27 protein-coding genes are annotated in these 25,826 nt (G+C 58.0%); 10 read left to right on the top strand and 17 right to left on the bottom strand.

What is annotated here, in order from left to right; translation table 11 throughout:
* Window positions 1-94: 94 nt before the first annotated feature.
* The 7 genes from chbG to osmE all read right to left on the bottom strand — a co-directional run bounded on the left by chbG (window position 95) and on the right by osmE (window position 5,946).
* Window positions 95-844 carry a chitin disaccharide deacetylase gene (gene chbG, locus INF73_RS19465; protein WP_028012803.1) on the bottom strand — a complete coding sequence of 250 codons (750 nt, stop codon included), beginning with the start codon at window positions 842-844 and terminating at the stop codon, window positions 95-97.
* 11 nt (window positions 845-855) lie between these two features.
* A complete protein-coding gene (locus INF73_RS19470; RefSeq protein WP_193540725.1) occupies window positions 856-2,211 on the bottom strand; it encodes a 6-phospho-beta-glucosidase in 1,356 nt (451 codons plus the stop codon).
* Window positions 2,212-2,320: 109 nt separating this feature from the next.
* Window positions 2,321-3,163: a transcriptional regulator ChbR gene (gene chbR / locus INF73_RS19475; RefSeq protein ID WP_028012801.1), complete on the bottom strand. Its 843-nt coding sequence runs from the start codon at window positions 3,161-3,163 to the stop codon at window positions 2,321-2,323.
* A 5-nt stretch (window positions 3,164-3,168) separates the two neighbouring features.
* Complete coding sequence (gene chbA / locus INF73_RS19480) at window positions 3,169-3,516, bottom strand: PTS N,N'-diacetylchitobiose transporter subunit IIA (RefSeq protein ID WP_155026167.1); 348 nt, start codon at window positions 3,514-3,516, stop codon at window positions 3,169-3,171.
* Between the two features lie 47 nt (window positions 3,517-3,563).
* Window positions 3,564-4,922, bottom strand: coding sequence for a PTS N,N'-diacetylchitobiose transporter subunit IIC (chbC, locus tag INF73_RS19485; RefSeq protein ID WP_155026166.1), 1,359 nt, complete (start codon window positions 4,920-4,922; stop codon window positions 3,564-3,566).
* A gap of 80 nt (window positions 4,923-5,002) precedes the next feature.
* A complete protein-coding gene (chbB, locus tag INF73_RS19490) occupies window positions 5,003-5,320 on the bottom strand; it encodes a PTS N,N'-diacetylchitobiose transporter subunit IIB (protein ID WP_014883474.1) in 318 nt (105 codons plus the stop codon).
* A 281-nt stretch (window positions 5,321-5,601) separates the two neighbouring features.
* A complete protein-coding gene (osmE, locus tag INF73_RS19495; RefSeq protein ID WP_003857836.1) occupies window positions 5,602-5,946 on the bottom strand; it encodes an osmotically-inducible lipoprotein OsmE in 345 nt (114 codons plus the stop codon).
* A 232-nt stretch (window positions 5,947-6,178) separates the two neighbouring features.
* Between osmE and nadE the strand changes: the two genes are divergently transcribed.
* Window positions 6,179-7,003 (top strand): ammonia-dependent NAD(+) synthetase, encoded by an 825-nt coding sequence (gene nadE, locus INF73_RS19500; RefSeq protein WP_028012798.1) that lies wholly within the window; start codon window positions 6,179-6,181, stop codon window positions 7,001-7,003.
* A gap of 121 nt (window positions 7,004-7,124) precedes the next feature.
* Window positions 7,125-8,003: an excinuclease Cho gene (cho, locus tag INF73_RS19505; protein WP_370567543.1), complete on the top strand. Its 879-nt coding sequence runs from the start codon at window positions 7,125-7,127 to the stop codon at window positions 8,001-8,003.
* On the opposite strand, the gene ves is transcribed toward cho, so the two are convergent.
* The 7 genes from ves to INF73_RS19540 form a co-directional block, all read right to left on the bottom strand.
* Window positions 7,981-8,538 carry an environmental stress-induced protein Ves gene (ves, locus tag INF73_RS19510; protein ID WP_193540720.1) on the bottom strand — a complete coding sequence of 186 codons (558 nt, stop codon included), beginning with the start codon at window positions 8,536-8,538 and terminating at the stop codon, window positions 7,981-7,983. The genes cho and ves overlap by 23 nt on opposite strands.
* A gap of 297 nt (window positions 8,539-8,835) precedes the next feature.
* Window positions 8,836-9,330 carry an ATP-independent periplasmic protein-refolding chaperone Spy gene (gene spy / locus INF73_RS19515; RefSeq protein WP_028012795.1) on the bottom strand — a complete coding sequence of 165 codons (495 nt, stop codon included), beginning with the start codon at window positions 9,328-9,330 and terminating at the stop codon, window positions 8,836-8,838.
* A 337-nt stretch (window positions 9,331-9,667) separates the two neighbouring features.
* Window positions 9,668-10,633, bottom strand: coding sequence for a succinylglutamate desuccinylase (astE, locus tag INF73_RS19520; protein WP_193540717.1), 966 nt, complete (start codon window positions 10,631-10,633; stop codon window positions 9,668-9,670).
* 10 nt (window positions 10,634-10,643) lie between these two features.
* Window positions 10,644-11,969: an N-succinylarginine dihydrolase gene (astB, locus tag INF73_RS19525; protein ID WP_045261593.1), complete on the bottom strand. Its 1,326-nt coding sequence runs from the start codon at window positions 11,967-11,969 to the stop codon at window positions 10,644-10,646.
* A complete protein-coding gene (astD, locus tag INF73_RS19530; RefSeq protein ID WP_193540715.1) occupies window positions 11,956-13,443 on the bottom strand; it encodes a succinylglutamate-semialdehyde dehydrogenase in 1,488 nt (495 codons plus the stop codon). Before astD ends, astB begins: the two co-directional genes overlap by 14 nt.
* Complete coding sequence (gene astA, locus INF73_RS19535) at window positions 13,440-14,474, bottom strand: arginine N-succinyltransferase (protein ID WP_041910463.1); 1,035 nt, start codon at window positions 14,472-14,474, stop codon at window positions 13,440-13,442. The genes astD and astA overlap by 4 nt, the downstream gene beginning before the upstream one ends.
* Complete coding sequence (locus INF73_RS19540) at window positions 14,471-15,691, bottom strand: aspartate aminotransferase family protein (protein WP_028012790.1); 1,221 nt, start codon at window positions 15,689-15,691, stop codon at window positions 14,471-14,473. The genes astA and INF73_RS19540 overlap by 4 nt, the downstream gene beginning before the upstream one ends.
* A 433-nt stretch (window positions 15,692-16,124) precedes the next feature.
* On the opposite strand from INF73_RS19540, the gene xthA reads away from it, so the two are divergent.
* The 6 genes from xthA to INF73_RS19570 all read left to right on the top strand — a co-directional run bounded on the left by xthA (window position 16,125) and on the right by INF73_RS19570 (window position 22,300).
* Window positions 16,125-16,931, top strand: coding sequence for an exodeoxyribonuclease III (gene xthA, locus INF73_RS19545; protein ID WP_032644863.1), 807 nt, complete (start codon window positions 16,125-16,127; stop codon window positions 16,929-16,931).
* A gap of 6 nt (window positions 16,932-16,937) precedes the next feature.
* The gene (locus tag INF73_RS19550) at window positions 16,938-17,621 is read left to right on the top strand and encodes a TVP38/TMEM64 family protein (RefSeq protein WP_193540713.1); all 684 of its coding nucleotides are present in this window, start codon (window positions 16,938-16,940) and stop codon (window positions 17,619-17,621) included.
* Window positions 17,622-17,636: 15 nt separating this feature from the next.
* A complete protein-coding gene (locus INF73_RS19555) occupies window positions 17,637-18,797 on the top strand; it encodes an ABC transporter substrate-binding protein (protein WP_370567544.1) in 1,161 nt (386 codons plus the stop codon).
* A complete protein-coding gene (locus INF73_RS19560; protein WP_193540709.1) occupies window positions 18,770-20,299 on the top strand; it encodes a thiamine ABC transporter permease in 1,530 nt (509 codons plus the stop codon). The genes INF73_RS19555 and INF73_RS19560 overlap by 28 nt, the downstream gene beginning before the upstream one ends.
* Window positions 20,299-20,919: an ATP-binding cassette domain-containing protein gene (locus tag INF73_RS19565; protein ID WP_193540707.1), complete on the top strand. Its 621-nt coding sequence runs from the start codon at window positions 20,299-20,301 to the stop codon at window positions 20,917-20,919. The genes INF73_RS19560 and INF73_RS19565 overlap by 1 nt, the downstream gene beginning before the upstream one ends.
* A gap of 73 nt (window positions 20,920-20,992) precedes the next feature.
* On the top strand, window positions 20,993-22,300 hold the full coding sequence (locus tag INF73_RS19570) for a sulfurtransferase (RefSeq protein WP_193540705.1): 1,308 nt from the start codon (window positions 20,993-20,995) through the stop codon (window positions 22,298-22,300).
* Here the strand turns inward: INF73_RS19570 and INF73_RS19575 are convergent.
* Window positions 22,297-22,914 (bottom strand): CDP-alcohol phosphatidyltransferase family protein, encoded by a 618-nt coding sequence (locus tag INF73_RS19575; protein ID WP_193540703.1) that lies wholly within the window; start codon window positions 22,912-22,914, stop codon window positions 22,297-22,299. The genes INF73_RS19570 and INF73_RS19575 overlap by 4 nt on opposite strands.
* Window positions 22,907-23,476 (bottom strand): carboxymuconolactone decarboxylase family protein, encoded by a 570-nt coding sequence (locus INF73_RS19580; RefSeq protein ID WP_193540701.1) that lies wholly within the window; start codon window positions 23,474-23,476, stop codon window positions 22,907-22,909. Before INF73_RS19580 ends, INF73_RS19575 begins: the two co-directional genes overlap by 8 nt.
* Window positions 23,477-23,551: 75 nt before the next feature.
* Here INF73_RS19580 and INF73_RS19585 point away from each other — a divergent pair, with 75 nt between their 5' ends.
* The gene (locus tag INF73_RS19585) at window positions 23,552-23,968 is read left to right on the top strand and encodes a pyrimidine (deoxy)nucleoside triphosphate diphosphatase (RefSeq protein ID WP_193540698.1); all 417 of its coding nucleotides are present in this window, start codon (window positions 23,552-23,554) and stop codon (window positions 23,966-23,968) included.
* On the opposite strand, the gene INF73_RS19590 is transcribed toward INF73_RS19585, so the two are convergent.
* Entirely contained in the window at window positions 23,928-24,200 is a 273-nt protein-coding gene (locus INF73_RS19590) for a YnjH family protein (RefSeq protein WP_028012780.1), read from the bottom strand. The two genes, INF73_RS19585 and INF73_RS19590, sit on opposite strands and share 41 nt — an antisense overlap.
* Window positions 24,201-24,427: 227 nt before the next feature.
* On the opposite strand from INF73_RS19590, the gene gdhA reads away from it, so the two are divergent.
* Window positions 24,428-25,771, top strand: coding sequence for an NADP-specific glutamate dehydrogenase (gene gdhA, locus INF73_RS19595; protein WP_193540696.1), 1,344 nt, complete (start codon window positions 24,428-24,430; stop codon window positions 25,769-25,771).
* The last annotated feature ends 55 nt before the right edge of the window (window positions 25,772-25,826 follow it).

Genomic DNA, 25,826 nt, shown 5'->3' on the forward strand with positions numbered 1-25,826 from the left:
TGTCCCCGGACTGTACACCCACGGGAGAGGGAGAAAACAATAAAAACGGTAACCCAGGTTACCGTTTTGCTTTTACCGCGCCACCCGGCACTTCTTACAGATCCCCAAACGTCCCCAACCGATACCCACGCTCGGCAATCGCATACTTCAGCGACGGCGACGTCAGGACATCCAGCTCCGCCAGGCGAGGCCAGCAATAGGCGCTCTTACGCACGGTGTTATCGACAAAGGCAGGATGCGCCATAACCTCCAGCGACCGTTGCCCCCGCGCGGCAGAATCATCCAGCACCTTCAGGAACAGCGCTTCGTCGATCTCGTCACCGTAAAAGGCGCTGCTGAACCCCTCAGTTGTTGTCACGGCACAGTCCGGCACGCCCTGCGCCTCACGATCCACGCGCATCGCCACGCCTTTGCGTTGGGCAAACGCCGCAACAATCGGGAAAATCGCCGGGATCATGTGCACATGATGGTGGCTGTCGATATGCGTCGGCGCCTTGCCAAAAAGATCAACAAAGCGGTTGTACTGGCAGTCCAGCTCACGGGCAATCTCTTCGAGGGGCAGAGCGTCCTGCTCCGCCAGCTCCCAAATCCATTTCCCCAGCAGACCGTCACGCGTCAGGCCCGGCATGGGCGAAAGCGGCATCCCGAGCGTCAGCACAAAATGCATGCCGACACCCAGCTCTGGCACCTCGCGGCTCAGCTGCGCCGCGTGTTCAACCGCCTCACCGTTCACCAGTGCCGTTGTAGAGGTCACTACCCCGCGGCGACAGGCTTCAATAATGCCGTAGTTCTGGCCTTTCGAAAGGCCAAAGTCATCAGCATTAACGATCAGCAGGTTTTCCATTGCGCGTCCTCTCAGTGTTGTTTGAACTTCAGCTTCTCAATCGTGGTGGCAAAGTTCGGCAACCATTTTTCATGCGCCAGGATCATCTCGCTGGCCAGCTGCTCCGCATCGCGGTCGGAATGCACCAGCGGGCTGAGGTTCAGCGCCAGAAGCACGTCATTGAGTTCACCGCTCAGCGCCGCATTGCTCGCCGCCACTTCAAAGCCTTTGATGGTGTGGATCAGGCCCATAACTTTGTCGTCGAAGTGGGTGATACGTGGATGCGGTTTAGCCCCCTCGCGCCCCAGAATGCAGGTCATCTCGACGGCCCAGTCAGCCGGGATATTGTCGATATGGCCGTGATGCGGCACGTTAACATAGTGCTCCGCCTGCTTGTCGTTGTAGATGGCGTTGATCACTTCACACGCTGCATCGGAGTAATAGGCCCCACCGCGCTGCTCAAGCGCTTTCGGTTTGACGTTCAGGTTCGGATCTTTATATAAATCGAACAGCTGCTTCTCAACTTTCTGAACGATTTGCGCACGCGCGCCGCCCTTATAGTACTCGCCCATTTCGATAGCCAGCATCTCTTTCTGCTTGAAGTAGTAAAGCAGGTACGAGCACGGCAGCAGATTCAGCGAGCGAATCAGCCCTTCGCTGAACGGCAGGTCAAAGATGTTCTTCACGGAGGCCGCGGTCAGGCGACCGGAAGCCACGCCGTCGAGCAGTTCGGCAAAGCGCGATTTTCCGTTCACGATGACGTCTTTAATGAACACCATGTGGTTCAGGCCGAACAGATCGATTGAGAGATCGTCACTATCGGTCAGCTCCAGCACGTCGCGGATAAACATCTTCATGCCGATCGGGATATTACAGACGCCGATAAAGCGTTTGAAATTGGTATGACGATAAACCGCCTCGGTCACCATTCCGGCCGGGTTAGTGAAGTTAATCACCCACGCGTTCGGGCAGATCTCTTGCACATCTTTGACGATGTCGAAAATCACCGGAATGGTACGCAGGCCTTTGAACAGACCGCCCGCGCCGTTGGTCTCCTGCCCCAGGTAGCCGTGGCTCAGCGGAATACGCTCGTCCAGCTCGCGCGCTTTTAGCTGGCCGACGCGCAGCTGAGTGGTAACGAAATCCGCATCTTTCAGCGCCAGGCGACGATCGAGGGATTTATGCACGGTCATAGGCACGCCCGCTTTCTCAACCATGCGCTTGCACAGGTCGAAAATAATATCCAGCTTCTCCTGACCTTCCTCAACGTCCACCAGCCATAATTCGCTGACCGGTAATTCATGATAACGTTTCAGAAAACCTTCGAGTAATTCTGGGGTATAGCTGCTGCCGCCACCAATGGTTACGACTTTTAATTTCTTTTGCATAATATCTCCCTTAGCGTATCAGGTTAATCGCCTGCAAGGTATAGCGTACTCTTCCCGCTATTTGGGCAAGCCATTAAAGCAATATTTATGGCGGGTAATCCGCCGAAAGTTAATTAATTACCGTTAAATTCTTCCGGTAGCTGTTCGGTGTGAATGAGGTCAACTTCTTAAAAGTTTTAATAAACAGGCTGGGACTGCTATATCCTGACTCATAGGCAATATCGGTGACAGAATAGTTGGTAATCTCCAGCTGTTTTTTGGCAAAATTAATGCGGATTTCATTAATTATTTGCACCGGCGTTTTACGATAATAACGCTGCGTCGCGCGGGTCAGATATTCCTGGGATTTCCCCGAGAGGGATACCATATTTTCCAGTGCATTTTCGCTGAACTGGCCTTTATCGTGCATCAGTTCCACGGTGCTGCGCAGCCACTGTGGAACATCATCCGTCACCTGCTGCTCTTCACGGTGATGCCGCAACCGGTTCATCACGTAGAAGGTCACCGTTTCAATAAATTCATCAAACTCATTGTCGCGGAAGTTAAGCGAGGCGATGACCGTTTCAATCCAGGTCATGAACTCGTTTTTCACACGATATACCTGGGACGCCACAAAGCAGAACGGCACCAGCGGCAGATAGTGCTTCTCAAAGAAGCGTCTGCTGACGCCCACGTTCAGAATGCGGGTCGCGCCAAATTCGTAAAAGCTCTGGTGATAGGAACCCATCGGCAGGAAGACAAAATCCCCTCGCTCCAGCAGGACGCGCTTACCGTTGATCTCCTGGTAGTAGCGGCCGGTCAGAACAATCGTGAACTCATAGTAGTCATGCTGGTGCAGACCGCTGGCGCTCTCCGTCTTGTTGTAGATAACCACGTGAAAATTTTTGCCATTAAACAGTTGCTGTTCAAATGCGGTTTTGATTTCCATCGTGCTGACCTCCTGCTGCTCAATCCGACCTAGTGCATTTTCTCGTGAAGCTCAATCAACTCCGCCACCAGCTCACGCGCCAGCATGGACGTCATCAGGTGATCCTGAGCGTGTATCAGCACCAGGCTGACCTTCATCTTCCCTTCGCCCTGGTCGCTTTCAATCAGCTTTGTCTGCACCAGGTGCGCTTCGTTCAGCGCCGTGCGGGACTGCTCCATCATGGTTTTCGCGGCGGCGAAATCGCCCTGCTTGGCCTGCTTCAGTGCGGCATACGCCAGGCTGCGCGCCTGCCCGGAGTTGATGATAAGGCCCATCACCACTTCTTCGAGATCGTTCTCTGCGGCTTCGTCTGCGACGATACTATCCAAATCTAACATGTTTTAGCTCCTTGTGGCTGGCGCGGGCTTCCCCGCGCCGGTCAATCTTAGAATTTCAGTGAGAGGGCAATTTCCTCTTCGCTCTCTTCTTCATCAATGATGGTGGCAGCTTTGTTCGCAATCGCCACGAACGGCATGTACAGCAGGGTGGCAATCCCGAGGTTGAATATCGCCAGCAGGAAGGCCGCGACGCTACCGTTGGTGTTAAAGAAGGCACCCAGACCTGCCGGCATGGTCCACGGAGCAATGTTGGTGATCGGTGGAATAATACCCATGTAGTAGGCCGTCAGGGTGATCGCTGCCAGCAGCGGCTGCACCAGGATGAACGGGATAAACATTACCGGGTTCATGATGATTGGCAGACCGAACAGAATCGGCTCGTTAATCTGGAAGATGCCTGATGGCAGGGCCAGTTTCGCCACCTGACGATAGTCAGCGCGACGAGAGACAATAAAGACCGCGATGATCAGACCCAGGGTCGCCCCGGTACCACCCAGGAAGATATAGGAGTCAAGCATCGGCTTCGCCCACACATGGAAGGTTTTACCTGCCGCCAGCGCCGCGTCAACGGAACCGTACTGCTGGTAAAGCGCAACGTTTTCCAGTGCCCATGGGGTCATAATTCCGCTGTCCAGCGCGGCCAGTGCCAGTGAACCGTGCACGCCGAAGAACCACAGCAGAGAGGTGAAAATCACATACGCCCAACCGACCACGCCACCCATCGACGCCAGCGGCGTAGAGATAGAGTCCATGATGATCTGGTGGAAGTTCGTGCCCCAGTGAGAGAGCGCCCAGGCGATAATCCCCATGATGGAGAGGATAATGAAGCCTGGGATCAACGCGGAAAATGAACGAGAAACGGAGGCCGGCACGCTATCCGGCAGGCGGATAACCCAGTTGCGACGGATAATAAAGGTGAACATTTCTGCCACCAACAGGCCGATAATAATACCGGAGATGATGTTGGCTCCGCCCAGCCAGTTTGCGCCAACGGCGTAGGCTTCACCCACGCTGTAAGGCGTGACGGTCATAAACGCGGCAACGGATAATAATCCGGCGGCCAGCGGATCCACTTTCCGCTCTTCAGCCAGCGCCATCCCAATAAAGAAAGGCGCCATCAGCGACATAATACCCAACGTACCGTTATATACGTTGCCGCCGATGGCTTTAAAACCATTAAGGGTTTCAATAGTGGAAGCGTCTAACCGAATTCCTAATGAATAAAAGAAGGAACCTTCACCAAAGCTCAGAAAAACGTTGTTAATTAAAACGAACATGGCCCCGGCCAGCGTCAACGGCATTAATTTAATAAAACCGTTTTTGATGGCATTAACGTGAGGCTGCTTTCCTATTTTAACAGCAAAAGGAAGGAGTACCTTTTCAAGTGAAGCGATGACTTTACTCATAGGAAAATACCCTTAAATGCCGTAACGCATGTTACGGCGTAATTGTGTGTGAAATAACTCTTTGACGGGAAAAATAAAAATTAATTAGCAGCTTTTTTAATGGCTGCCACAGCAGCTTTAAGTACACCTAAACCATCGATCTTGCCGTACAGCCCCGAGTCGATCACTTCGACCGGTTTATTCGGTAGCAGTCGTTGAATTTCGGGCAACATATAGGCAATTTGCGGCCCCAGTAACACCACATCGGCTTTCTGGCCTTTTTCGCCCGCCAGCGTTTCCGGAAACGCTTCAATCACCACAGGAACTTCATACTTTTCAGCCTGCGCGCGCATCTTTGACACCAGAAGCGAGGTTGACATGCCCGCTGAGCAGAACAGGTAGATATGTTTCTTTTCCATCATAATTTCCCTCTTGTATGACTACCTGCCGTCGCGCTATAACTCGACTCGCTGTCCCGGCAGACAGGTAGCTTGCGTACTGTTGTTTATCGTTGAAGTGAGTATACGCAATGGTACAGAGGGGAGATAATTCTGGATAGGCCTAAATTGTCTCTCATTGACCTGGCTTGTTGACTACCTTCACATTTCAGGCAAATAATTCGCGCAAAGAAATAAGATTAACGTATGAATAAAAAAACCGGCCCAGAGGCCGGTTTGTTAACATCTTCAGGCAAGCAGGGTTACTGCGCCTTAGGTGCCTGCGGATCGGTGTCGTATTCAGCACAGGTCTGATAGCCGGAGTTAATCACATGTCCGGTATCATCCAGCGCGACGAAGTAGGTTTCTGCCTTACCATCACGTTGACCCAGGATATAAGTCTGACACGTACCGCGCGCGTGAATCATGGTCACTTCAGAAGAAGGCTTGCCGGCGATCGCAGCCACCTGCGAACGTGTCATCCCTTTTTTAACGTCTTTAACCACGGGCTGGGTAAACTGATCCTTGGTGCGATCGTAAGCCGTACACCCTGCCAGCATCGTCAGTACCGCCGCTGCGCTAAGAATTCCTGCTACGTTCTTGTTCATATTCCGTCCTCTTGTTTATCAGCGTGTTATCTAAGCATGGGATAAAAAGTACTATTGTTCAACTTTGTGATTTACGCCAGACGAATTTCGGAAAATTCTAATAAAACAACGATAAGCTGCTAAATCGCCGCAAATTAACGCACTCGAAACTGTGATCCTTGTCGTTTTCCGCCCAAAGGGTTAGTTTTAACAGTTAACACATTCTGTTTATGTTCTGCATACGGAGGGCATGATGGCTCTGCAACAAGAGATTATTCAGGCGCTGGGCGCTAAGCCTGCGATAGATGCACAGGAAGAGATCCGCCGCAGCGTGGATTTTTTAAAGTCGTACTTAAAAAAGAACGCTTTCCTGAAATCCCTGGTGCTGGGCATCAGCGGCGGGCAGGACTCTACCCTGACGGGTAAACTCTGCCAGATGGCGATTTCAGAGCTTCGTGAAGAGACGGGCGACGAAGCGCTGCAGTTTATCGCCGTGCGTCTGCCTTACGGGGTTCAGGCGGACGAACAGGACTGCCAGGACGCCATCGCGTTCATCCAGCCCGATCGCGTGCTTACCGTCAATATCAAAGCCTCAGTGCTGGCAAGCGAGCAGGCGCTGCGCGAAGCGGGCATTGAATTGAGTGATTTTGTGCGCGGCAACGAGAAAGCGCGCGAGCGCATGAAAGCGCAGTACAGCATCGCCGGGATGACCAAAGGCGTTGTGGTAGGCACCGACCATGCGGCAGAAGCGATCACCGGTTTCTTCACCAAATACGGCGATGGCGGCACCGACATCAACCCGATTTTCCGTCTCAACAAGCGTCAGGGCAAGCAGCTGCTCGCCGCGCTGGGCTGCCCTGAACACCTGTACAAGAAAGCGCCAACAGCGGATCTTGAAGACGATCGCCCTTCCCTGCCGGATGAAGCGGCCCTTGGCGTCACCTATGACAACATTGATGATTATCTGGAAGGCAAAACGCTGGATGAAGGTACCGCGAAAATTATCGAGGGCTGGTACCTGAAAACCGAGCACAAGCGCCACACGCCAATTACGGTGTTTGACGATTTCTGGAAATAAACGCAAAACGTTAATCTTTGCTCCCTCTCCCCTTTAGGGAGAGGGCATCACGCGACCCGGCTCTTTTTTAACCACAGCACACCTGCTACACTGTATACCTGAACAGTATATGGAGCAGTATGTGAGCAGGCGTCAATCCGCCCCGCGTCTTGAGTTTGAAGCGGCGGCTATCTACGAATATCCCGAGCACCTTCGTCCCTGGCTTGAGGCGCTGCCCAAACAGCCGGGCGTGTACATCTTTCACGGTGAAAGCGAGACCCTGCCGCTCTACATCGGCAAAAGCGTTAACATTCGCAGCCGGGTGTTATCCCACCTGCGCACCCCGGAAGAGGCCGCCATGCTGCGCCAGTCGCGACGCATTACCTGGTTCCAGACGGCGGGAGAAATGGGCGCGCTGTTGCTGGAAGCCCGGCTGATAAAAGAGCAGCAGCCGCTCTTCAATAAGCGCCTGCGCCGCAACCGCCAGCTCTGCTCCCTGCAGATCGCCGACGGCAAGCCGCAGGTCGTCTACGCCCGCGAGGTCGATTTCTCCCACGCCCCGAATCTCTTCGGGCTGTTCGCAAACAAGCGTGCCGCCCTGCAGTCTCTGCAGGCGCTCGCGGACGAGCTGCAGCTTTGCTATAGCCTTTTAGGGCTAGAGGGCACCACGCGGGGCCGCGCCTGTTTCCGCTCCGCTCTGAAGCGCTGCGCGGGCGCCTGCTGCGGAAAAGAGAGCGTTGAGGCGCATCACGCCCGGCTCCTCGCGGGACTGGCCGGGATCAGCGTCAACTGCTGGCCGTGGGACGGCGCCGTTGCGCTAAAAGAAGTGGGTGAAACCATGACGCAGTATCACATCGTCAATAACTGGCTCTGGCTGGGGGCTGTCGATGATTTAAGCGACGCGGCAACCCTGCTGCGCACCCCCGCGGGATTCGACCACGACGGTTACAAAATCCTCTGCAAGCCCGTATTAGCGGGCAAGTTCGAGATCATCGCGCTCAGTGACCCGGCAGCCAGTTAATTTCACTGAACAGCAGGGTGCCCTGAGACTCCAGCAGACGCAGAGTATGGGTCCCCTCCTGCCAGCTGGCGCCCTGATCGGCCGTGAGCAATTTATCACCCAATTGCCACGCCCCGCTTAATACAAACACCACGCCCCCGCGCGAACCAAAGGTGGTAAAAGTACGATCGGCAACCCGCACCTTCGCCTTACAGCAGTCGCGCCGGGTCATGATGTTGAAATCCATCGCCATCCTGCCATCGGAAAGCAGCGCCTTCACCGGCAAATCGCCGGCAAAACTGTAAGGCTGATGCAGTTTAAGGGTATGGCAGAACGCCTGACCGGCATCCAGCGTCACCTCCCCGCCTTCCAGCAGGGTAATGACCCGGTCGACACCGGGAAACGAGGAGAATTCGCCGTTGATGGCGATGGTCGCGATACTGGCACGCCAGAAAAAATCGCGCGTCGCGGGAGGGATACAGCAAATTTCTCGCGTTTCGCCAGCACCATTGCGCCAGAGGCTGACCGGCATCTTACGAATATCAAAGAACTCCATCACCACTCCTGAATGGCACAACCCGTGCCAGGGCAAGGATATCGCTACCCCTGCAGTCTTGTTTGTTATCGTTAGGTATTCACAGACACAGTATCGGCAGCAGAGCGGGCAGGCCTTAGCGGAACGTTAATAAAAATGCTAACGCCATGACTCTACAGACATTCTCTGAAGCGACTACAGGAGAATACCGCGCTGGCGGCGGCAGGCAAGAGGGCAGAATAGAAAAACCGCCGGTCCTGTCCACAGCGATTTCGCTTTTGTGGACAGGATCCCGGCGGTCTTAAGAGAGTGAACCGATTATTCGGTTGGTGCTGGCATTTTACCTTCCATCGCCGGACGTTCTGTCAGACGCTTCTCAAAATTGGCATTAAACTGTTTTTTCTGTTCCGGGGTCAGAATGTTGTAGATCTTGTTCTGGGTTTCCATGTGGGCCAGCATGCGGGCTTTGTGCTGCTCGGCCATTTTGTCGATCTGCGCTTCGGCTTTCGCCTTATCGAAGCTGTCGCTGGCAATAATGTCATGCATTGCGCGGCGCTCTTCCAGCGGAGGACGCTTCATCTGGTCACGCTGGCTTTTCATGATGTCGCGGATCTGCTGCTTCTGCGCGTCCGTCAGGTTCAAATCTTTGAACATCATCATCTCGTGGTGCATACCCGGCTTGCCTTTATGATGCATCATCATTTTGCCTTCAGCTGGCGCGGCGGTGGTGGTTGCGGTATCTGCGGCGAACGCCATGCTGGTAGCGCCCAGAGCCAGGGTAGAAGCAACAAACAGTGCAGTAAACTTACGCATAATTTATTTCCTTTCTTTCAGTTATTCTTCGGCGCTATGCCGTGTTGACGAGATTAACTTTACGGGATTTATCGTCAATTAATCAGAGCAACGGTAAAACAATGAAAGTGTAAAAAACAATTTTTCGCCAAATGTGGAGGAAATAAGGATAAAGCGTGGAGAGTTGCAACAAGAAATATTCAATACGATGATTTTAAAGCTATTTAGCAGAAGTATAACGAAGTGACGGTGAATAATAAAGCAATTCGCCAGGAATATTCCGTAAAAGAAATCAGAGCGCTTTAATCGCTAAGAAAACATATTTACTTCCCCTCCCGGATGGTGAGAGGGGAAAGGTTCAGGTGAGTTTTTCCAGCATCAGACCGGCCCGCAGGCCAAACGCTACGGAGGGGTTGGGGAACAGCACATATTCGGTGGTTTTCTGCACCTCGTAACGCTCTTCGCCATCTTCCGCCAGCAGAGCCCCTTTGCGAAACGGCGTGAAGTTCAGGGTGTGCGCGGCCATGTGAAGCTGGAAAGCCTCGCTGCGGCGGGTGATCTGCTGAACGACCCGGTACCGCTCAACGGGCTGATGTGCGTGCTCGGTAGCCGTCCCACCGAGCAGCGCCCGAAGCGCGAGCTCCGTTGGCACAAGGCGCGTGAGATCGTTCTGTCCGAACGGTAGCGCTTTTCCCAGCTCCAGCGTACAGGACAGCGCGCCAAACCGTTCGCAAGTGAAGTGAGTAAAGGTCCCGCCCGGCGACTGATGAAACACCAGCGCCTCCAGCCCGGCATCCCCCAGCCAGCTCAGAAACGCTTCATCCCACGGCTGATTGCGCTGCGGCAGAACGCCGAATCTGACATGGTAAGAGGCGCGGATCGCCGTATGCAGATCCAGATGCCAGCGCGCCGGTCCCGCCACGGCAAAAAACGTCGTCACGACGTTCTCCAGCCACTGCGCGCGCGCCGTTTCGTCACTCTGCGGAAACTGCGACCAGCGACCGCCGAACATGCGGTTAATGTCGCTAACCAGGTACCGTTTGTTTTGCGCCAGCGCAGGCGGATTGCCAAGCACCACCAGCACGCGGCACGCAAGGGATATCTCGCCGCGATACAGCGCGCGCAGCAGCCCATCGACGATCTCAACGGGTGCGGTTTCATTCCCATGGATCCCCGAGGAAAGCAGCAGCGATAACGCACTGCTGGACTTCGGCGTCAGCTCAAGCACCCCGCGCCCCAGCCACCGCCAGCGGAATGAGGGGCCTTCCCCCTCACTCTGGTCCGGCGTTTCATCGGCCAGGGTCAGCGCCAGTAAATTTTCCATATCCACTCCTTTAGCGCTGGAACGGGTAAACCGAGCCCAGCTGCAGGATTGACGATAACGCGTCCAGCGCCTCGCGCCCTTCGCGCAGCAGCTGCGGGTCAACCAGATCGGCCTGCGTCAACCGGTCGCGATAGTAGCGGTCCACCCAGTCGTTCAGGGTGTTAAAGAGCGTCTCATTCATCATGACTGCCGGGTTAACGGCCTGTATTTCATTTGGCGTTAACACGACCCGCAGGCGCAGACAGGCGGGACCACCGCCGTTAGCCATGCTTTCGCGCAGGTCAAACACGCGCAGCTCGTCAATCGGGTTATCAGCCTTCACCAGTTCGGTGAGGTAGCGCCACACGCCCCGATGATCCCGGGACTCCTGCGGCAGCACCAGCATCATGCTGCCGTCATCGCGGCTCAGCAGCTGGCTGTTGAACAGATAGGTTTCGACCGCGTCCTGAACGCTGACCGCCTGCGTTGGCACCTGGATCGGCATAAAGCCGGGCACGCGTTCGTGCAGCGTGGCGAGCAGCTTATCCTGATGGGCAAAGGCCTGCTCATGGCAGAACAGCACCTGGCGGTTGGACACGGCAATCACGTCGTTATGGAACACGCCCTGGTCGATCACGTGCGGGTTCTGCTGGGCAAAAATCACCTGGGAAGGATTGACCTGGTTCAGGCGCGCAACCGCCTGGCTGGCCGCGAGCGTCTGACGCGCTGGATAACGGGTTGGCGCGGCGTGGCCGCCCTCTTCCCGCCCGTAGATAAACAGCTGCACGGCGGGATCGCCGTAATCGCCACCCAGCCGGTTATGGTTGGCCGCACCTTCGTCGCCAAACATCGCCACCTGCGGCAGGGCCTGATGGATCTCAAAATGGGCGTCATGCTTGAAAATAGCGCGCAGCACGCGCTCGGTGGTGTCCGCTTCGGTGGCGCGATGAAACTTATTATTCAGGTTCGCCACCGTCAAGTGGACTTTACCATCCAGCGTATCGGCTGACGGCGCGACGGTGGCCGCGTTTGCCACCCACATTGAAGAGGCAGAGCTTGCCGCAGAGAGCAAATGCGGCGTCTGCGTACCCGCTTTTTCGACGACCTGCTCGTCCGTACCGCTAAATCCTAGCTGGCGCAGCACCGCCACGTTAGGGCGTTCCTGCGGCGGGATCACCGCCTGCGGGAAGCCGGCATCCGCCAGCGCCTTCATTTTTAGCAGCCCCTGCTTCGCCGCCAGCTTCGGGTTGGAGACCTGAAAGCGGTGCTTCGTCGAGGCTTCATTACCAAAGGAGAGACCGGCATAGTGGTGCGTCAGCCCCACCAGCCCGTCAAAGTTGACTTCACGCGCTTTCATGGCCTTCTCCCTTCGTAAAATCGAGCCCCGGATTAAGCGTCTCCGGCAGCGTCAGCGCCGGGGTTTCCAGACTCGCCATCGGCCACGCGCAGTAATCGGCGGCATACCAGGCGCTGGCGCGATGGTTGCCCGAGGCGCCCACGCCGCCGAACGGCGCGGTGCTCGCCGCCCCGGTCAGCGGTTTATTCCAGTTTACGATCCCGGCACGCGCTTCCAGCAGCAGTTGTTCAAACTTCTCGCGATGCGGCGATATCAGCCCGCTCGACAGGCCGTAGCGGGTGTTATTCGCCATCGCAATGGCCGCATCAAAATCGTCGTAACGCCAAACGCACAGCAGCGGGCCAAACACCTCTTCATCCGGCACGCTGCTCGCACCACTCATCTCAACGATGCCCGGCGTCAGCAGCGAGGTACCCGGCTGAACCTGCTTCGGCTCCAGCAGGGTTTTCGCCCCACGCGCTACGTGGTCCTGCCAGGCGTTGAGCACGTTCAGCGCGGCCTGTTCGGAGATCAGCCCGCCGATAAACGGCTGCGGGTCGGCATCCCACGTGGCTGGCACCAGCCGCGCGCTCACCTCTACCAGACGTTTCAGGAAGATATCTCCCTGCTCGCCGCGCTTGACCAGCAGGCGGCGGGCGCAGGTGCAGCGCTGTCCGGCGGTAATAAAGGCGGACTGGATCGTCAGGTGTACCGCAGCGTCGATATCATCAGGATCTTCGACAATCAGCGGGTTGTTGCCGCCCATCTCCAGCGCCAGAATTTTCTCCGGCTGACCCGCCAGCTGGCGGTGCAGCTGATAGCCCGTTCCGGCGCTGCCGGTAAACAGCAGGCCGTCGATATCGCTCAGCGCGCTCAGCGCCTGGCCGGTTTCCCTCCCGCCCTGCACGAGGTTCAGCACGCCCGGCGGCAGCCCGGCCTGCTCCCACAGCTTCACCACCGCCTCGCCGGTTAACGGCGTAAGCTCGCTCGGTTTGAAGATGACGGTATTGCCCGCCAGCAGCGCGGGCACAATGTGACCATTCGGCAGATGCCCAGGGAAGTTATACGGGCCAAACACCGCCAGCACGCCGTGCGGACGGTGGCGCAGCGTGGCCGCGCCATCCGGCATCTCGGTATACTGCTCGCCGGTGCGGGTGTGGTACGCCTTAACCGAAATAGCGATTTTATTGATCATCGCCGTCACTTCGGTCGCCGCTTCCCAGCGCGGTTTGCTGGTTTCGGACGCGATGATGCGCGTCAGCTCGGCCTTGTTGGCCTCCAGCAGTCCGGCAAATTTTTCAATAAGCGCCTGGCGCTCGGCGAATGGCCGTTTTGCCCACGCGGGAAACGCGTGTCGTGCGGAACGGCAGGCCTGCTCGACCTGCGCGACGCTGGCGTCATTTCCCTTCCACAGCACCTCTTTTCCAACTGGATTGGTTTTTACGCGCTGTTCGCCTTCGCCCGTTACCCAGTCACCGTTAATCCATAATGTCATGCTGTTTTCTCCTCAGGGCAGAGACGCACCAGGCGAACCGTATCGCCGGCGTTACATTTCAGGGCATCCAGCTCTGCAGCCGTCAGCACCAGACGTTCACATTTCGGGTTGGTCCGCACCAGCATGGCGCGGAAGTTGGCGTAATTTTCGTTCGCCACCAGGCATGCCGGCCAGTCACCCGGCGCGGGCTGGCCTTCGGATACCTCAACCAGGCGGCTTTTGCGGATGGCGCGCACGCGGTCGATATCGCACTCAAGCGTTGGCCCGCCGTCAAAGATGTCGACATAGTTACGGTAGCGGAAGCCCTCTTTCTCCAGCACCGCGCGGGCAGGCGCGGTTTGCGGATGCACTTCGCCAATTACCGCCTGCGCTTCCGGCGTTAAGAAATGGGTATAGATAGGATGTTTAGGCATCAGCTCCGCGATAAACGCTTTCTGGCCGGTGCCGCAGAGATAGTCCGCCCGGCTGAACTCCATCGAGAAGAAACGCTCGCCCAGGCTCTCCCAGAAGGGCGAGTAGCCTTTGTCATCGATCACGCCGCGCATCTCTGCCACCACTTTTTCGTTAAAGCGATCGCGGAAAGCGGCCATAAACATAAAGCGCGATTTGGAGAGCAGATAGCCGTTGCCCTCTTTGCGCCACGCCGGGTCGAGGAACAGCGTGCAGAGCTCGCTGGCCCCCGTGTGGTCATTACAGAGAAACAGCGTGGGCAGCGCGTTATAGACGTTCAGCTCTTTCGAGGCGTGAACCATGGTGCCGACGCGGTAGTTGTACCACGGGTCGTTAAGCCCGACGGCCACTTCGATGGCGCAGATCCCGGCCACGCTCCCCGTTTCGGTGTCTTCCAGCACGAACACGTAACCCTGTTCGCTTTTTGGCAACGTCCCCTGCCAGGTTTGCAGGGCGCGCTCAATGCGCGCCGACAGCGTTTTTTCATCGGCAGGAAGCGAGGTCAGCCCGCCTCCCGTCTTACCGGCAAGCTGCATGAGCCCGGCAATATCGCCGCGCTCAACGGGACGGATGACCATCATGATGACACCCCGGATTTCACCTTCTCACACGCCAGCGCAAAACGATCCAGACCGGTTTGCACCTCTTCCTCGCTGACAATCAGCGCAGGGGCAAAACGCACCACGTTGGCACCGGCAATCAGCACCATCACGCCCGCTTTTGCCGCTTCCTGTGAAATAAGCTTCGCTTTTCCGGCAAACTCAGCCGTGAGCTCGCAGCCGATCAACAGCCCCAGGCCGCGAATTTCTTTAAACAGGCCAAGCTTGCCGTTAATGGCGTTCAGGCGCTCAACGAACCACTCGTGACGCTGCTTAACGCCCTTCAGCACCTCAGGGGTGTTAATGATGTCGAGAACCTGTCCGGCGACGGCGGTGGCCAGCGGGTTACCGCCGTAGGTGGTGCCGTGGGTGCCCACGGTCATCACGCTGGCGAATTTATCGGTGGTCAGCGTCGCGCCAATCGGGAAGCCGCCGCCCAGCGCTTTGGCGGTAGAGAGAACGTCCGGCGTCACGCCGTAGTGCATATAGGCATACAGCTCGCCGGTGCGGCCCACGCCGGTCTGCACTTCGTCGAAAATCAGGACCGCGTCGTGACGGTCGCACAGCTCGCGCAGCCCCTGCAGGAATGCCTTTTGCGCCGGAAGCACGCCGCCCTCGCCCTGCATCGGTTCGACAATCACCGCGCAGGTGGTGTCGTTAATCAGCTCGCTGGCGGACTGCAGATCGTTATAAATGCCGTGGCGAATATCCGGCGGCAGCGGAGCGAAATCCTGAGAATAAGAAGGCTGGCCGCCCGCGCTTACGGTAAAGAGCGTGCGCCCGTGGAACGCATTTTTAAACGCCACAATCCCGCTCTTGTGCGTCCCAAACTTGTCGTGGGCATATTTGCGCGCCAGCTTCAGCGCCGCTTCGTTGGCTTCCGCGCCGGAGTTACAGAAAAAGACTTTTTCAGCGAAGGTCGCGTCAATCAGCTTTTTCGCCAGGCGCAGTGCGGGCTCGTTGGTAAAGCCGTTGCCGGTATGCCAGAACTTCGCCGCCTGGTCATTCAGCGCCTGACGCAGCGCCGGGTGGGCATGACCCAGCGCATTCACCGCAATCCCCCCGGCAAAGTCGATATACTCTTTACCCTGCTGATCCCACAGGCGTGAGCCTTCCCCGCGAACCGGAATAAAAGCCGCCGGAGCGTAAACCGGCATCATCCATTCATCGAAATTTTCACGCGTAATTGACAGAGACATAGCGACCTCATCCGGTAAATAAAAAGTTATTTGAATGTTAAATAATTGAGTGTTTGCACTGTGAATGTAGATTGCAGCCTTCGTGCCAGCCAGCGATAAAAATGCATAAACGGGGTGAGGTAACAGAATATCAATAGGTTACAATATGGAGTTATTCACTGTTAGTGCATAAAAAGTGAATATTTTTACGACAAGCGGCGCTTTGCCGCATGAAAATCAGAAAGAGTATGCACAGGCCAAATATAATTCTGGAATTGTGATCGCTCGCGAAATTTATCGGCCCTTTACGCCCTGTTTGAGGGCGAAGCGCGTCAGAATGGTGCAAATATTGCACCACCGGCAATATCTGTCGCAGTTATTGGTCGAACCCGGTAACAGTTGACGCAAATTCTGCTACCATCCATGCACTATTCACCTTGCACTGGCAGCGACTATGAAATTTGTCTCTTTTAATATCAACGGCCTGCGCGCCCGCCCTCATCAGCTAGAAGCCATTGTTGAGCAACATCAGCCAGATGTGATCGGCCTGCAGGAGACCAAGGTTCACGACGACATGTTCCCCCTCGAAGAGGTGGCGAAACTAGGCTACAACGTCTTTTACCACGGTCAGAAAGGTCACTATGGCGTCGCGCTGCTCACCAAAGACACGCCGGTTTCCGTGCGCCGCGGCTTCCCCGGCGACGGTGAAGAAGCCCAGCGCCGCATCATCATGGCGGAAGTGCCCTCCGCGCTCGGGAATATTACGGTCATTAACGGCTATTTCCCGCAGGGTGAGAGCCGCGATCACGAGACAAAATTCCCGGCCAAAGCGAAGTTTTATCAGGATCTGCAGAACTATCTGACGACCGAACTGAAAAAAGAGAATCCGGTGCTGATCATGGGCGACATGAACATCAGCCCGACGGATCTGGATATCGGCATCGGCGAAGAGAACCGCAAGCGCTGGCTGCGCACCGGCAAATGCTCCTTCCTGCCGGAAGAGCGTGAGTGGATGGAGCGCCTGCTGGGCTGGGGACTGGTGGATACCTTCCGCAATGCCAACCCGGAAACGCAGGATCGCTTCTCGTGGTTTGACTACCGCTCGAAGGGCTTTGACGACAACCGCGGCCTGCGTATCGATCTGCTGCTGGCGAGTACGCCGCTGGCGGAGCGCTGCATCGAAACCGGGATCGACTACGACATCCGCAGCATGGAAAAACCGTCGGACCACGCGCCGGTATGGGCTAAATTCAAGCTGTAATCGCGCGTGAACATACGAAAAACACTCTTCCTGTGCGCCCTTATGGGCGCATTTCTTATGACACTTGTCATTCTGCCGCCTGACACGCTTTCTCTGGCAGGAATTAAAACCCACCAGCAGACGCTACTCTCCCATGTCGACCACGCGCCGCTGCGTAGCGCGCTGATCTTCTTTGCGCTTTACGTGGCGGTTTCCGCTCTCTCGATACCCGGCGCGGCGGTTCTGACCCTGCTGGGCGGGGCGTTATTTACGCTGTGGGAAGGCACCGTGCTGGTTTCGTTTGCCTCCACGCTCGGGGCCACGCTGGCGATGCTCGCCAGCCGTTACCTGCTGCGCGACTGGGTGCAGCGGCGGTTTGCCCGACAGATGGCAACGGTAAATGCGGGCATGGCGCGCGACGGCGCGGGCTATCTTTTTGCCCTGCGCCTGATGCCGCTGTTCCCGTTTTTCCTGGTGAATTTACTGATGGGGCTGACCCGCATCACGGTCCGGCGCTACTGGTGGGTCAGCCAGCTCGCCATGCTGCCCGCGACGGTTATCTTTCTGAACGCCGGGCGGGAGCTGGGAAAAGTGGCATCGCTGCGCGATATTTTGTCGCCGGGCGCGGTATTCGCCTTTACACTACTGGGGTTATTACCGCTGGTTACGCGCCGGCTGTTTTCCCGCTATCTCCCTGCTGATAAAAAGTGAGGCATTATGCGCCGTGTGCGTTTTTGCACGTTTCTGACCGGTCTGCTGCTGGCAGCCCCCCTCTATGCCGCCGACGGCTGGCAAGCTATTCAACAGCAGGCCAAAGGCCAGACCGTCTGGTTTAACGCCTGGGGCGGCGATCCGGCGGTTAACCGCTACCTTGAGTGGGTCAGCGGTGAGATGCAAACGCACTATTCCATCACCCTAAAAATCGTCCCGCTGGCGGATGCCGCCGATGCGGTCAAACGTATTCAGACGGAAGCCGCCGCAGGGCGTAAGACCAACGGCTCGGTCGACCTCCTGTGGGTGAACGGCGAGAACTTCCGCACGCTAAAAGAGGCGAACCTGCTGCAAACCGGGTGGGCGCAGAGTCTGCCCAACTGGCGCTATGTCGATACCCGTAAACCCGTTACGGAAGATTTTGCGATTCCAACCGACGGGGCGGAATCGCCGTGGGGCGGCGCGCAGCTGACCTTTATCGCCCGCAAAGCCAGCATGCCATTGCCGCCGGAGGATCCGCAGGCGCTGCTGGCGTACGCGCAGCAGCACCCGGGCAAGGTGAGCTATCCTCGCCCACCCGATTTTACCGGCACGGCCTTTCTTGAGCAGTTGCTGCTGACGCTTACGGCGCATCCCGAGGCGTTACAAAAAGCGCCTGATGATACGTTTGCCCAGGTTACGGCGCCGCTCTGGGGCTACCTCGATAAACTGCACCCGCTGCTGTGGCGTGAAGGAAAAGACTTCCCTCCCTCACCCGCCCGGATGGATGCCCTGCTCGCCAGCGGAAGTCTGAACCTGTCGCTGACCTTTAACCCGGCGCATGCGCAGCAAAAAGTGGCTAGCGGCGAACTGCCTGCCGACAGCTACAGCTTTGGTTTTCAGGGCGGGATGCTCGGCAACGTGCATTTTGTCGCTATTCCGGCTAATGCCAGCGCGAGCGCGGGGGCGAAAGTGGTCGCCAATTTCCTGCTGTCGCCGCAGGCGCAGATCCGCAAGGCCGACCCGGCCATTTGGGGGGATCCGAGCGTGCTGGATGCGAAAACGCTGCCCGAACGTGAAGCGAAACAGCTGCAGGCCCACACGCCTCAGGGGCTACCGAAGGTGCTCCCGGAGCCGCAGTCCGCGTGGGTGAACGCGCTGGAGCAGGAATGGCTGCGTCGTTACGGCACCCGTTAGGCTGGCTTGTCTGGCTGGCGATGACGGTGATTTATCTGCCGATCCTGCCCGCTGGCACCGTGCTGTTCGCGCCGGCCTTTTCCGTGACAAACTGGCAGCGGCTGCTAAACGATCCTCAGCTGCCGCAGGCAGCCGTTGCCACGCTGGTCTCAACGCTTATCGCTACGCTGGGGGCCTTGTTTATCGCCCTTTCCCTCGTGGCTCTTTTCTGGCCCCGCACCCGCTGGCGGCGCCTCAGCACGCGCCTGCCGTGGCTGCTGGCGATCCCCCACGTGGCCTTCGCCACCAGCGCGCTACTGCTGTTTGCCGAGGGCGGACTGTTTTATCAGGTTTGTACCGTCTGTTCGCCGCCGTTTGACCGCTACGGCGTAGGGCTGGGCCTGACGCTCGCGGTCAAAGAGAGCGCATTCGTGCTGTGGGCCATTTACGCCGTGCTGCCGGAAAAAGGGCTTGCGCAGCAGAAGATCGTCCTGCAAACCTTTGGCTACGGACGTTTTCAGACGCTCAGCTGGCTGATCCTTCCGGCGATCGCGCCCGTCCTCGGGGCGGTGATGCTGGCGGTGCTGGCGTGGTCGCTGTCGGTTGTGGACGTAGCGATCGTTCTCGGGCCCGGCAACCCGCCCACGCTGGCCGTGCTGGCCTGGCAGTGGCTGAGCCAGGGCGACGCGCAGCAGCAGGTGAAAGGAACGCTGCTGTGCCTGGTGCTCCTTCTTTTGCTGGCCGCGCTTGCCGCGCTGGGGTACGGCCTGTGGAAGGTCTGGCGTCGCGCGATTCCGGACCTGAGCGGGACGCGCCGCAGGTTGCATCTCGTCCTGCCTGAACGCGCATTCAGCGGCTTTTTGCCCGCATGCGGCCTCCTTTGCGCCGCCGTGCTGTTGATGCTGGCGCAGCGGGACGACGTAGGTCCCGTGGGAACCAGCCTCTCCTTCGGTCTGCTTTCGAGCCTTATCGCCCTCATCGTCATTTTTCTCTGGCTGGAATGGGGACCGCAGCGCGGCGCGGCATGGGTGTGGCTACCGCTCGCCCTTCCGGCACTGCCGCTCGTCACCGGGCAATACGCGATTGCTTTGCATCTGGGTCTCGACGGAGGCTTTATCGCCGTGCTCTGGAGCCATCTGCTGTGGGTATTACCGTGGATGCTGCTGGTGCTGCAGCCCGCCTGGCGGCGGATCGATCCCCGGCTTATCCTTACCGCCAGAACGCTCGGCTGGCGGCGGGCAAAAATTTTCTGCCTGCTGAAATGTCCCCTGCTGGTGCGTCCTGCGCTGCTGGCCTTTGCCACCGGCTTTTCCGTCAGCATGGCCCAATATATGCCGACCCTGTGGCTGGGCGCGGGGCGTTTCGCCACGCTGACCACCGAGACCGTCGCGCTCAGCAGCGGAGGCAGCATCCCGGTTCTCGCTAACCGTGCCCTGGGATTACTGCTGGTCACGGGCGTCGTATTCGGTCTTGCTGCGCTGTTATCCCGGCTCGCGGGCCGCTACCGTCAAGGATTACGCTAATGCTCAAGGTCAACGATCTCACCATCGAACCGCTTTTCCGCAAGGTCAATTTTTGCGTACCCCGCGGGGAGATTGTCACCCTGATGGGGCCGTCCGGCAGCGGCAAATCGACCCTTTTTGCCTGGATGGTCGGCGCGTTGTCAGAGGATTTTCAGGCGCGGGGCGAACTGCGGATCGGCGAACGCCGCTGCGACGGTTTGCCCGTCGAATCCCGCGGTCTGGGGATTCTTTTTCAGGACGCGCTGCTGTTCGACCCTTTCAGCGTTGGGCAAAATTTGCTGCTGGCCTTGCCTGAGCGGATCGCGGGACGCGCACGGCGGGAAGCGGTCGAGCAGGCGCTGGATTCTGCCGGGCTTGGCGGTCATTACGACAGCGATCCGGCCACCCTTTCCGGCGGAGAGCGCGCCCGGGTGAGCCTGCTGCGCGCCCTGCTCGCAGAGCCGCAGGCGCTGCTGCTGGACGAACCGTTCAGCCGCCTTGATAAAGCGTTACGCACGACGTTCCGGGCATGGGTATTTGACGCCGTCCGCGCGCGCAATATTCCGGTGGTGCTGGTCACCCATGACGAGGACGATATTCCGCCCGGCGGCGAGGTGATGGAGATTTCTCGCTGGCAATAATGTGCTAACGCAATGTTTTCCGTTTCGGGAGAGACGACAATGCCCCCCTCTTTTACTGACGTCAGGTTATTCGATGAAACGTGTTTCTCAACTGACCGCGCTGGCCCTGATCTGCGGCCTCGCCTCTTTTTCCTCTCAGGCTGCTGATATGGCCAACGCGATGACGCTGTCTCAGCTTCAGGCGCAGCACGGCGCGGCAATCGACACCCGCCCCAGCGCCTTCTATAACGGCTGGCCGCAGACCCTCAGCGGTCCTTCCGGGCACGAACCCGCTGCGCTCAACCTGGCAGCCGCCTGGCTTAGCGCCATGAGCGACGAGCAGATTGCACTTTGGGCAAAACAGCATCAGCTTACCCCTGCGACGTCCATCGCGCTGTATGGCGACGAGAACGATAACCAGGCGGTGAAAGCCCGTCTGGAGAAAGCTGGTTACCGCCACGTTTCGCTGCTCAGCGATGCTCTGCGGACGCCCGACCGCCTTCAGCGCCTGCCCCACTTTGAACAGCTGGTTTACCCGCAGTGGATCCACCGGCTTCAGCAGGGCAAACCGGTGACCGCCGCGCCGGCGGGCGAATGGAAAGTCATAGAGGCGGCCTGGGGCGCGCCGAAGTTTTACCTGCTTAACCACATTCCCGGCGCGGGCTACATTGACACCAACGAGGTGGAAAGCGAGCCGCTGTGGAACAAAGTCTCCGACGACAGGCTGAAAGCAATGCTGGCAAAGCACGGGATCCGTCACGATACCACCGTCATTCTGTACGGGCGCGACGTTTACGCCGCCGCGCGCGTGGCGCAGATCATGCTCTACGCGGGCGTGAAGGATGTGCGCCTTCTCGATGGCGGCTGGAAGGCGTGGTCAGATGCCGGTCTGCCGGTTGAGCGCGGTACGCCCGGCAAAGTGGCTCCTGCCCCTGATTTTGGTGCGCCGATCCCCGGCCAGCCGCAGCTGATGGTGGATATGGAACAGGCGCGCGGCATGCTGCACCGTCAGGATGCCTCCCTGGTCAGCATTCGTTCATGGCCGGAGTTTATCGGCGAAACCAGCGGCTACAGCTACATCAAGCCAAAAGGTGAAATTGCCGGCGCCCGCTGGGGCCATGCGGGCAGCGATGCCACCCACATGGAGGATTTCCATAACCCGGATGGCACCATGCGCAGCGCTGACGACATCGCCGCCCAGTGGAAGCGCTGGAATATTCTGCCGGAACAGCAGGTCGCGTTTTACTGCGGCACCGGCTGGCGGGCGGCCGAAACCTTTATGTACGCCCGGGCGATGGGCTGGAAAAATATCGCCGTCTATGACGGCGGCTGGTACGAATGGAGCAGCCACCCGCAGAACCCGGTCACCGCCGGAGAGCGCGGACCAGAGAGTGCTCTCTAACGGGTGAGTGACTTCAGCGTCACGTAGCCGCTCCAGATGCGCGTTGTGGTGGTCAGCCAGCACAACGCGCCGAATATCCACGCGAACAGCGTAAACTGTGCCGGAAACAGGCAGCACAGCACGAACAGCGCGATGGTCTCCGTCCCTTCCGTTAACCCGCCGATATAGTAAAACGACTTATGCGCATAGCCGGGGTTGTCGATATCGTGCTTCGCCGCCAGCGCGGCAAAGGCGAGAAAACTGCTGCCGGTGCCGATAAACGCAAACAACAGCCAGGCCGCCGCCAGCGCATTCGCTGCGGGTGCAGCCAGCGCAAAGCCAAACGGCACCAGCGCATAGAACAGAAAATCGAGGGCGATATCGAGAAACCCTCCCGCATCCGTCAGCCCTCTCCGACGCGCCAGCGCGCCGTCCAGACCATCCAGCAGGCGGTTCAGGACGATGGCGGCCAGCGCCGCCGGATACCAGCCGAGGGCCAGAAACGGCAACGCCAGCAGGCCGATGGCAAACCCGGCAAGCGTTAATCCGTCGGGCGTAACGCCCGGCTTATCCAGCACGGATACCAGACGGTCCAGAGCGGGCTTTACCTGCGGGTGCAGGTGACGGTCAAGCATCAGGCTTCCCCTTAAACGTGGCGCACAGCCCCTGTGCTGGTATATCCAGCGCGGCATTAAACCGGGCCGAGAGATTCTGAAAGGCAATGAGCGCCGTCATTTCAGTGATGGCATCATCCGTAAAGTGGCGTTTCATCGCCATTTTGATTGCTTCATCCACCCGGGGCGGCGTGGCGGTCACCGCCTCCGCATAGGCCAGCGCCGCGCGTTCCTGTTCACTGAACACGTCAGAATCAGCCCAGCCGCTTACGGCATGGACTTTATCCAGCGCGCCGCAGCGCTCGGCCAGACGCAGGCTGTTGGCGTCAATGCAGAACGCACAGTGGCACAGCTGCGATACGCGCGTCATGAGCAGCGAGCGCAGCACTGGCGTCAGGCGCGCTTTTCTGCGCTCCAGAAACCCCACAAACAAAGCGACCAGCCAGAACAGACGCGGCATGCGTCCCCACCAGCGCGTGGGGTTCAGCACGGCACCGAAGTGTTTTTGCTGCATGGCGGCAATAGGTTTTACGCTCGCCGGAAGGGTTGGGATGGGCTCTACCCAGGTGGACGTCTCTTTCACCTGATTCTCCTGATGGCTGGACTCTTTGAAAGGGCACGATAATATGGCGTTTTTCGCTATCAAGTATTGACGACCATGCTAAAAACAGTCGATGTCGTTGCGGCCATCATCGAAAAAGACGACAAAATTTTACTGGCACAGCGCCCTGCTCAGGCCGACCAGCCGGGAATGTGGGAGTTCGCTGGCGGCAAAGTGGAGGCCGGAGAAACCCAGCCTGAGGCGCTTATCCGCGAGCTGCGTGAAGAGCTGGGTATCGAGGCTCAGCCTGAGCAGTACGTGGCGAGCCATCAGCGCGAGGTATCACAGCGGTTAATCAACCTGCACGCCTGGCACGTACCCCGCTTCAGCGGAGAGTTAACGGCGCACTACCACAGCGCGCTGGCGTGGTGTACGCCGGAAGAGGCTTTCAGTTATGAGTTAGCTCCGGCGGATATTCCGCTGCTGGAGGCGTTTATTCTTTTACGCGCCGCCAGACCAGCGGGTTCGTGCTGATGGTACGTTCATCGCGCTGGCACTGCAGCAGCACGCCATCCGCCTTCACGACGGCCCCTTCAGAATAGTTTTGATCCTGGTAGATACAGCACTGGTTACACGGCTGCGCGCGCTGGCCGCTGGAGCTAAACACCTCCGGCGGCACGTTCACTTCTACATCCGGGCGAATGCGGTCAGCCTGCGCGCCTGCGGTCAACATCAATGATAACGCGGCCATCACGTAACGGTTCATAGACTTCTCTTCCTGTTGTGTCCTGATAATGACTATAACGGTAAATCGGGCAGAATCTTTAATTTAGCGCGCCATCGCTTTTTGTTATGACGCGGCCCGGGTCATTAATTTCCCTTTCGGTCCACATTTCTGCTTGCTTCACAAAGCGGTACGGGTGGTATAGTCAAAAAAACAACACAAATCGCATAAGCAACATACATTAATGACTATAAGAGGTTCTTATATCTATGGATCAGACACGCTCTCTGGAAAGTTTCCTTGCCTATGTTCAGCAGCGCGACCCGCACCAAAGCGAATTTGCTCAGGCCGTTCGTGAAGTAATGACTACCCTCTGGCCGTTCCTTGAAGAAAACCCGCGCTATCGTCAACTGTCGCTGCTGGAACGTCTGGTTGAACCAGAGCGTGTGATCCAGTTCCGCGTGACCTGGGTGGATGACCGCAACCAGGTACAGGTCAACCGTGCCTGGCGCGTGCAGTTTAACTCCGCCATCGGCCCGTTTAAGGGCGGCATGCGCTTCCACCCTTCCGTGAACCTGTCGATTCTGAAATTCCTTGGCTTTGAGCAGACGTTTAAAAACGCACTCACCACCCTGCCAATGGGCGGCGGTAAAGGCGGGAGCGATTTCGACCCGAAAGGCAAAAGCGAAGGCGAAGTGATGCGTTTCTGTCAGGCGCTAATGACCGAGCTTTACCGCCACCTCGGCCCGGACACCGACGTACCGGCAGGGGATATCGGCGTGGGGGCCCGCGAAGTGGGCTTTATGGCCGGGATGATGAAAAAGCTCTCCAACAACAGCGCCTGCGTCTTTACCGGCAAAGGGTTATCGTTTGGCGGCAGCCTGATCCGCCCGGAGGCGACCGGCTACGGCCTGGTTTACTTCACCGAGGCAATGCTCAAGCGTCACGGCTTAGGTTTCGAGGGGATGCGCGTGGCGGTCTCCGGCTCCGGTAACGTGGCGCAGTACGCTATCGAAAAAGCGATGCAGTTTGGTGCCCGCGTGGTGACGGCCTCCGACTCTAAAGGCACGGTAGTGGACGAAGCGGGCTTTACGGCGGAGAAGCTGGCGCGCCTGTGCGAAATCAAAGCCAGCCGCGATGGCCAACTTGCCGATTATGCCGCGGAGTTTGGCCTGACGTATCTGGAAGGCAAACAGCCGTGGGGCGTGCCGGTGGATATCGCCCTGCCGTGCGCCACGCAAAACGAACTGGACGCGGACGCCGCACGCACGCTGATTAGCAACGGCGTGAAGGCGGTGGCCGAAGGGGCGAATATGCCGACCACTATCGAGGCGACGGATCTGTTCCTGGAGGCGGGCGTGCTGTTTGCGCCAGGCAAGGCGGCGAACGCGGGCGGCGTGGCGACCTCCGGCCTGGAGATGGCGCAAAACGCGGCGCGGCTCGGCTGGAAGGCGGAGAAAGTGGATGCCCGTCTGCACCACATCATGCTGGATATTCATCACGCCTGCGTGGAGTATGGCGGTGAAGCGTCGCAAACCAACTACGTGCGCGGGGCGAATATCGCCGGGTTCGTGAAGGTGGCGGATGCGATGATTGGGCAGGGTGTGATTTAAAGTTTATATCGTGCGGCCGGGTGCCCTCTCCCACCGGGCTGAGGGTTCCCCACAA

The sequence above is a fragment of the Enterobacter cloacae complex sp. P6RS genome (assembly GCF_014982245.1).
In the GTDB taxonomy this organism is placed as follows: domain Bacteria; phylum Pseudomonadota; class Gammaproteobacteria; order Enterobacterales; family Enterobacteriaceae; genus Enterobacter; species Enterobacter bugandensis.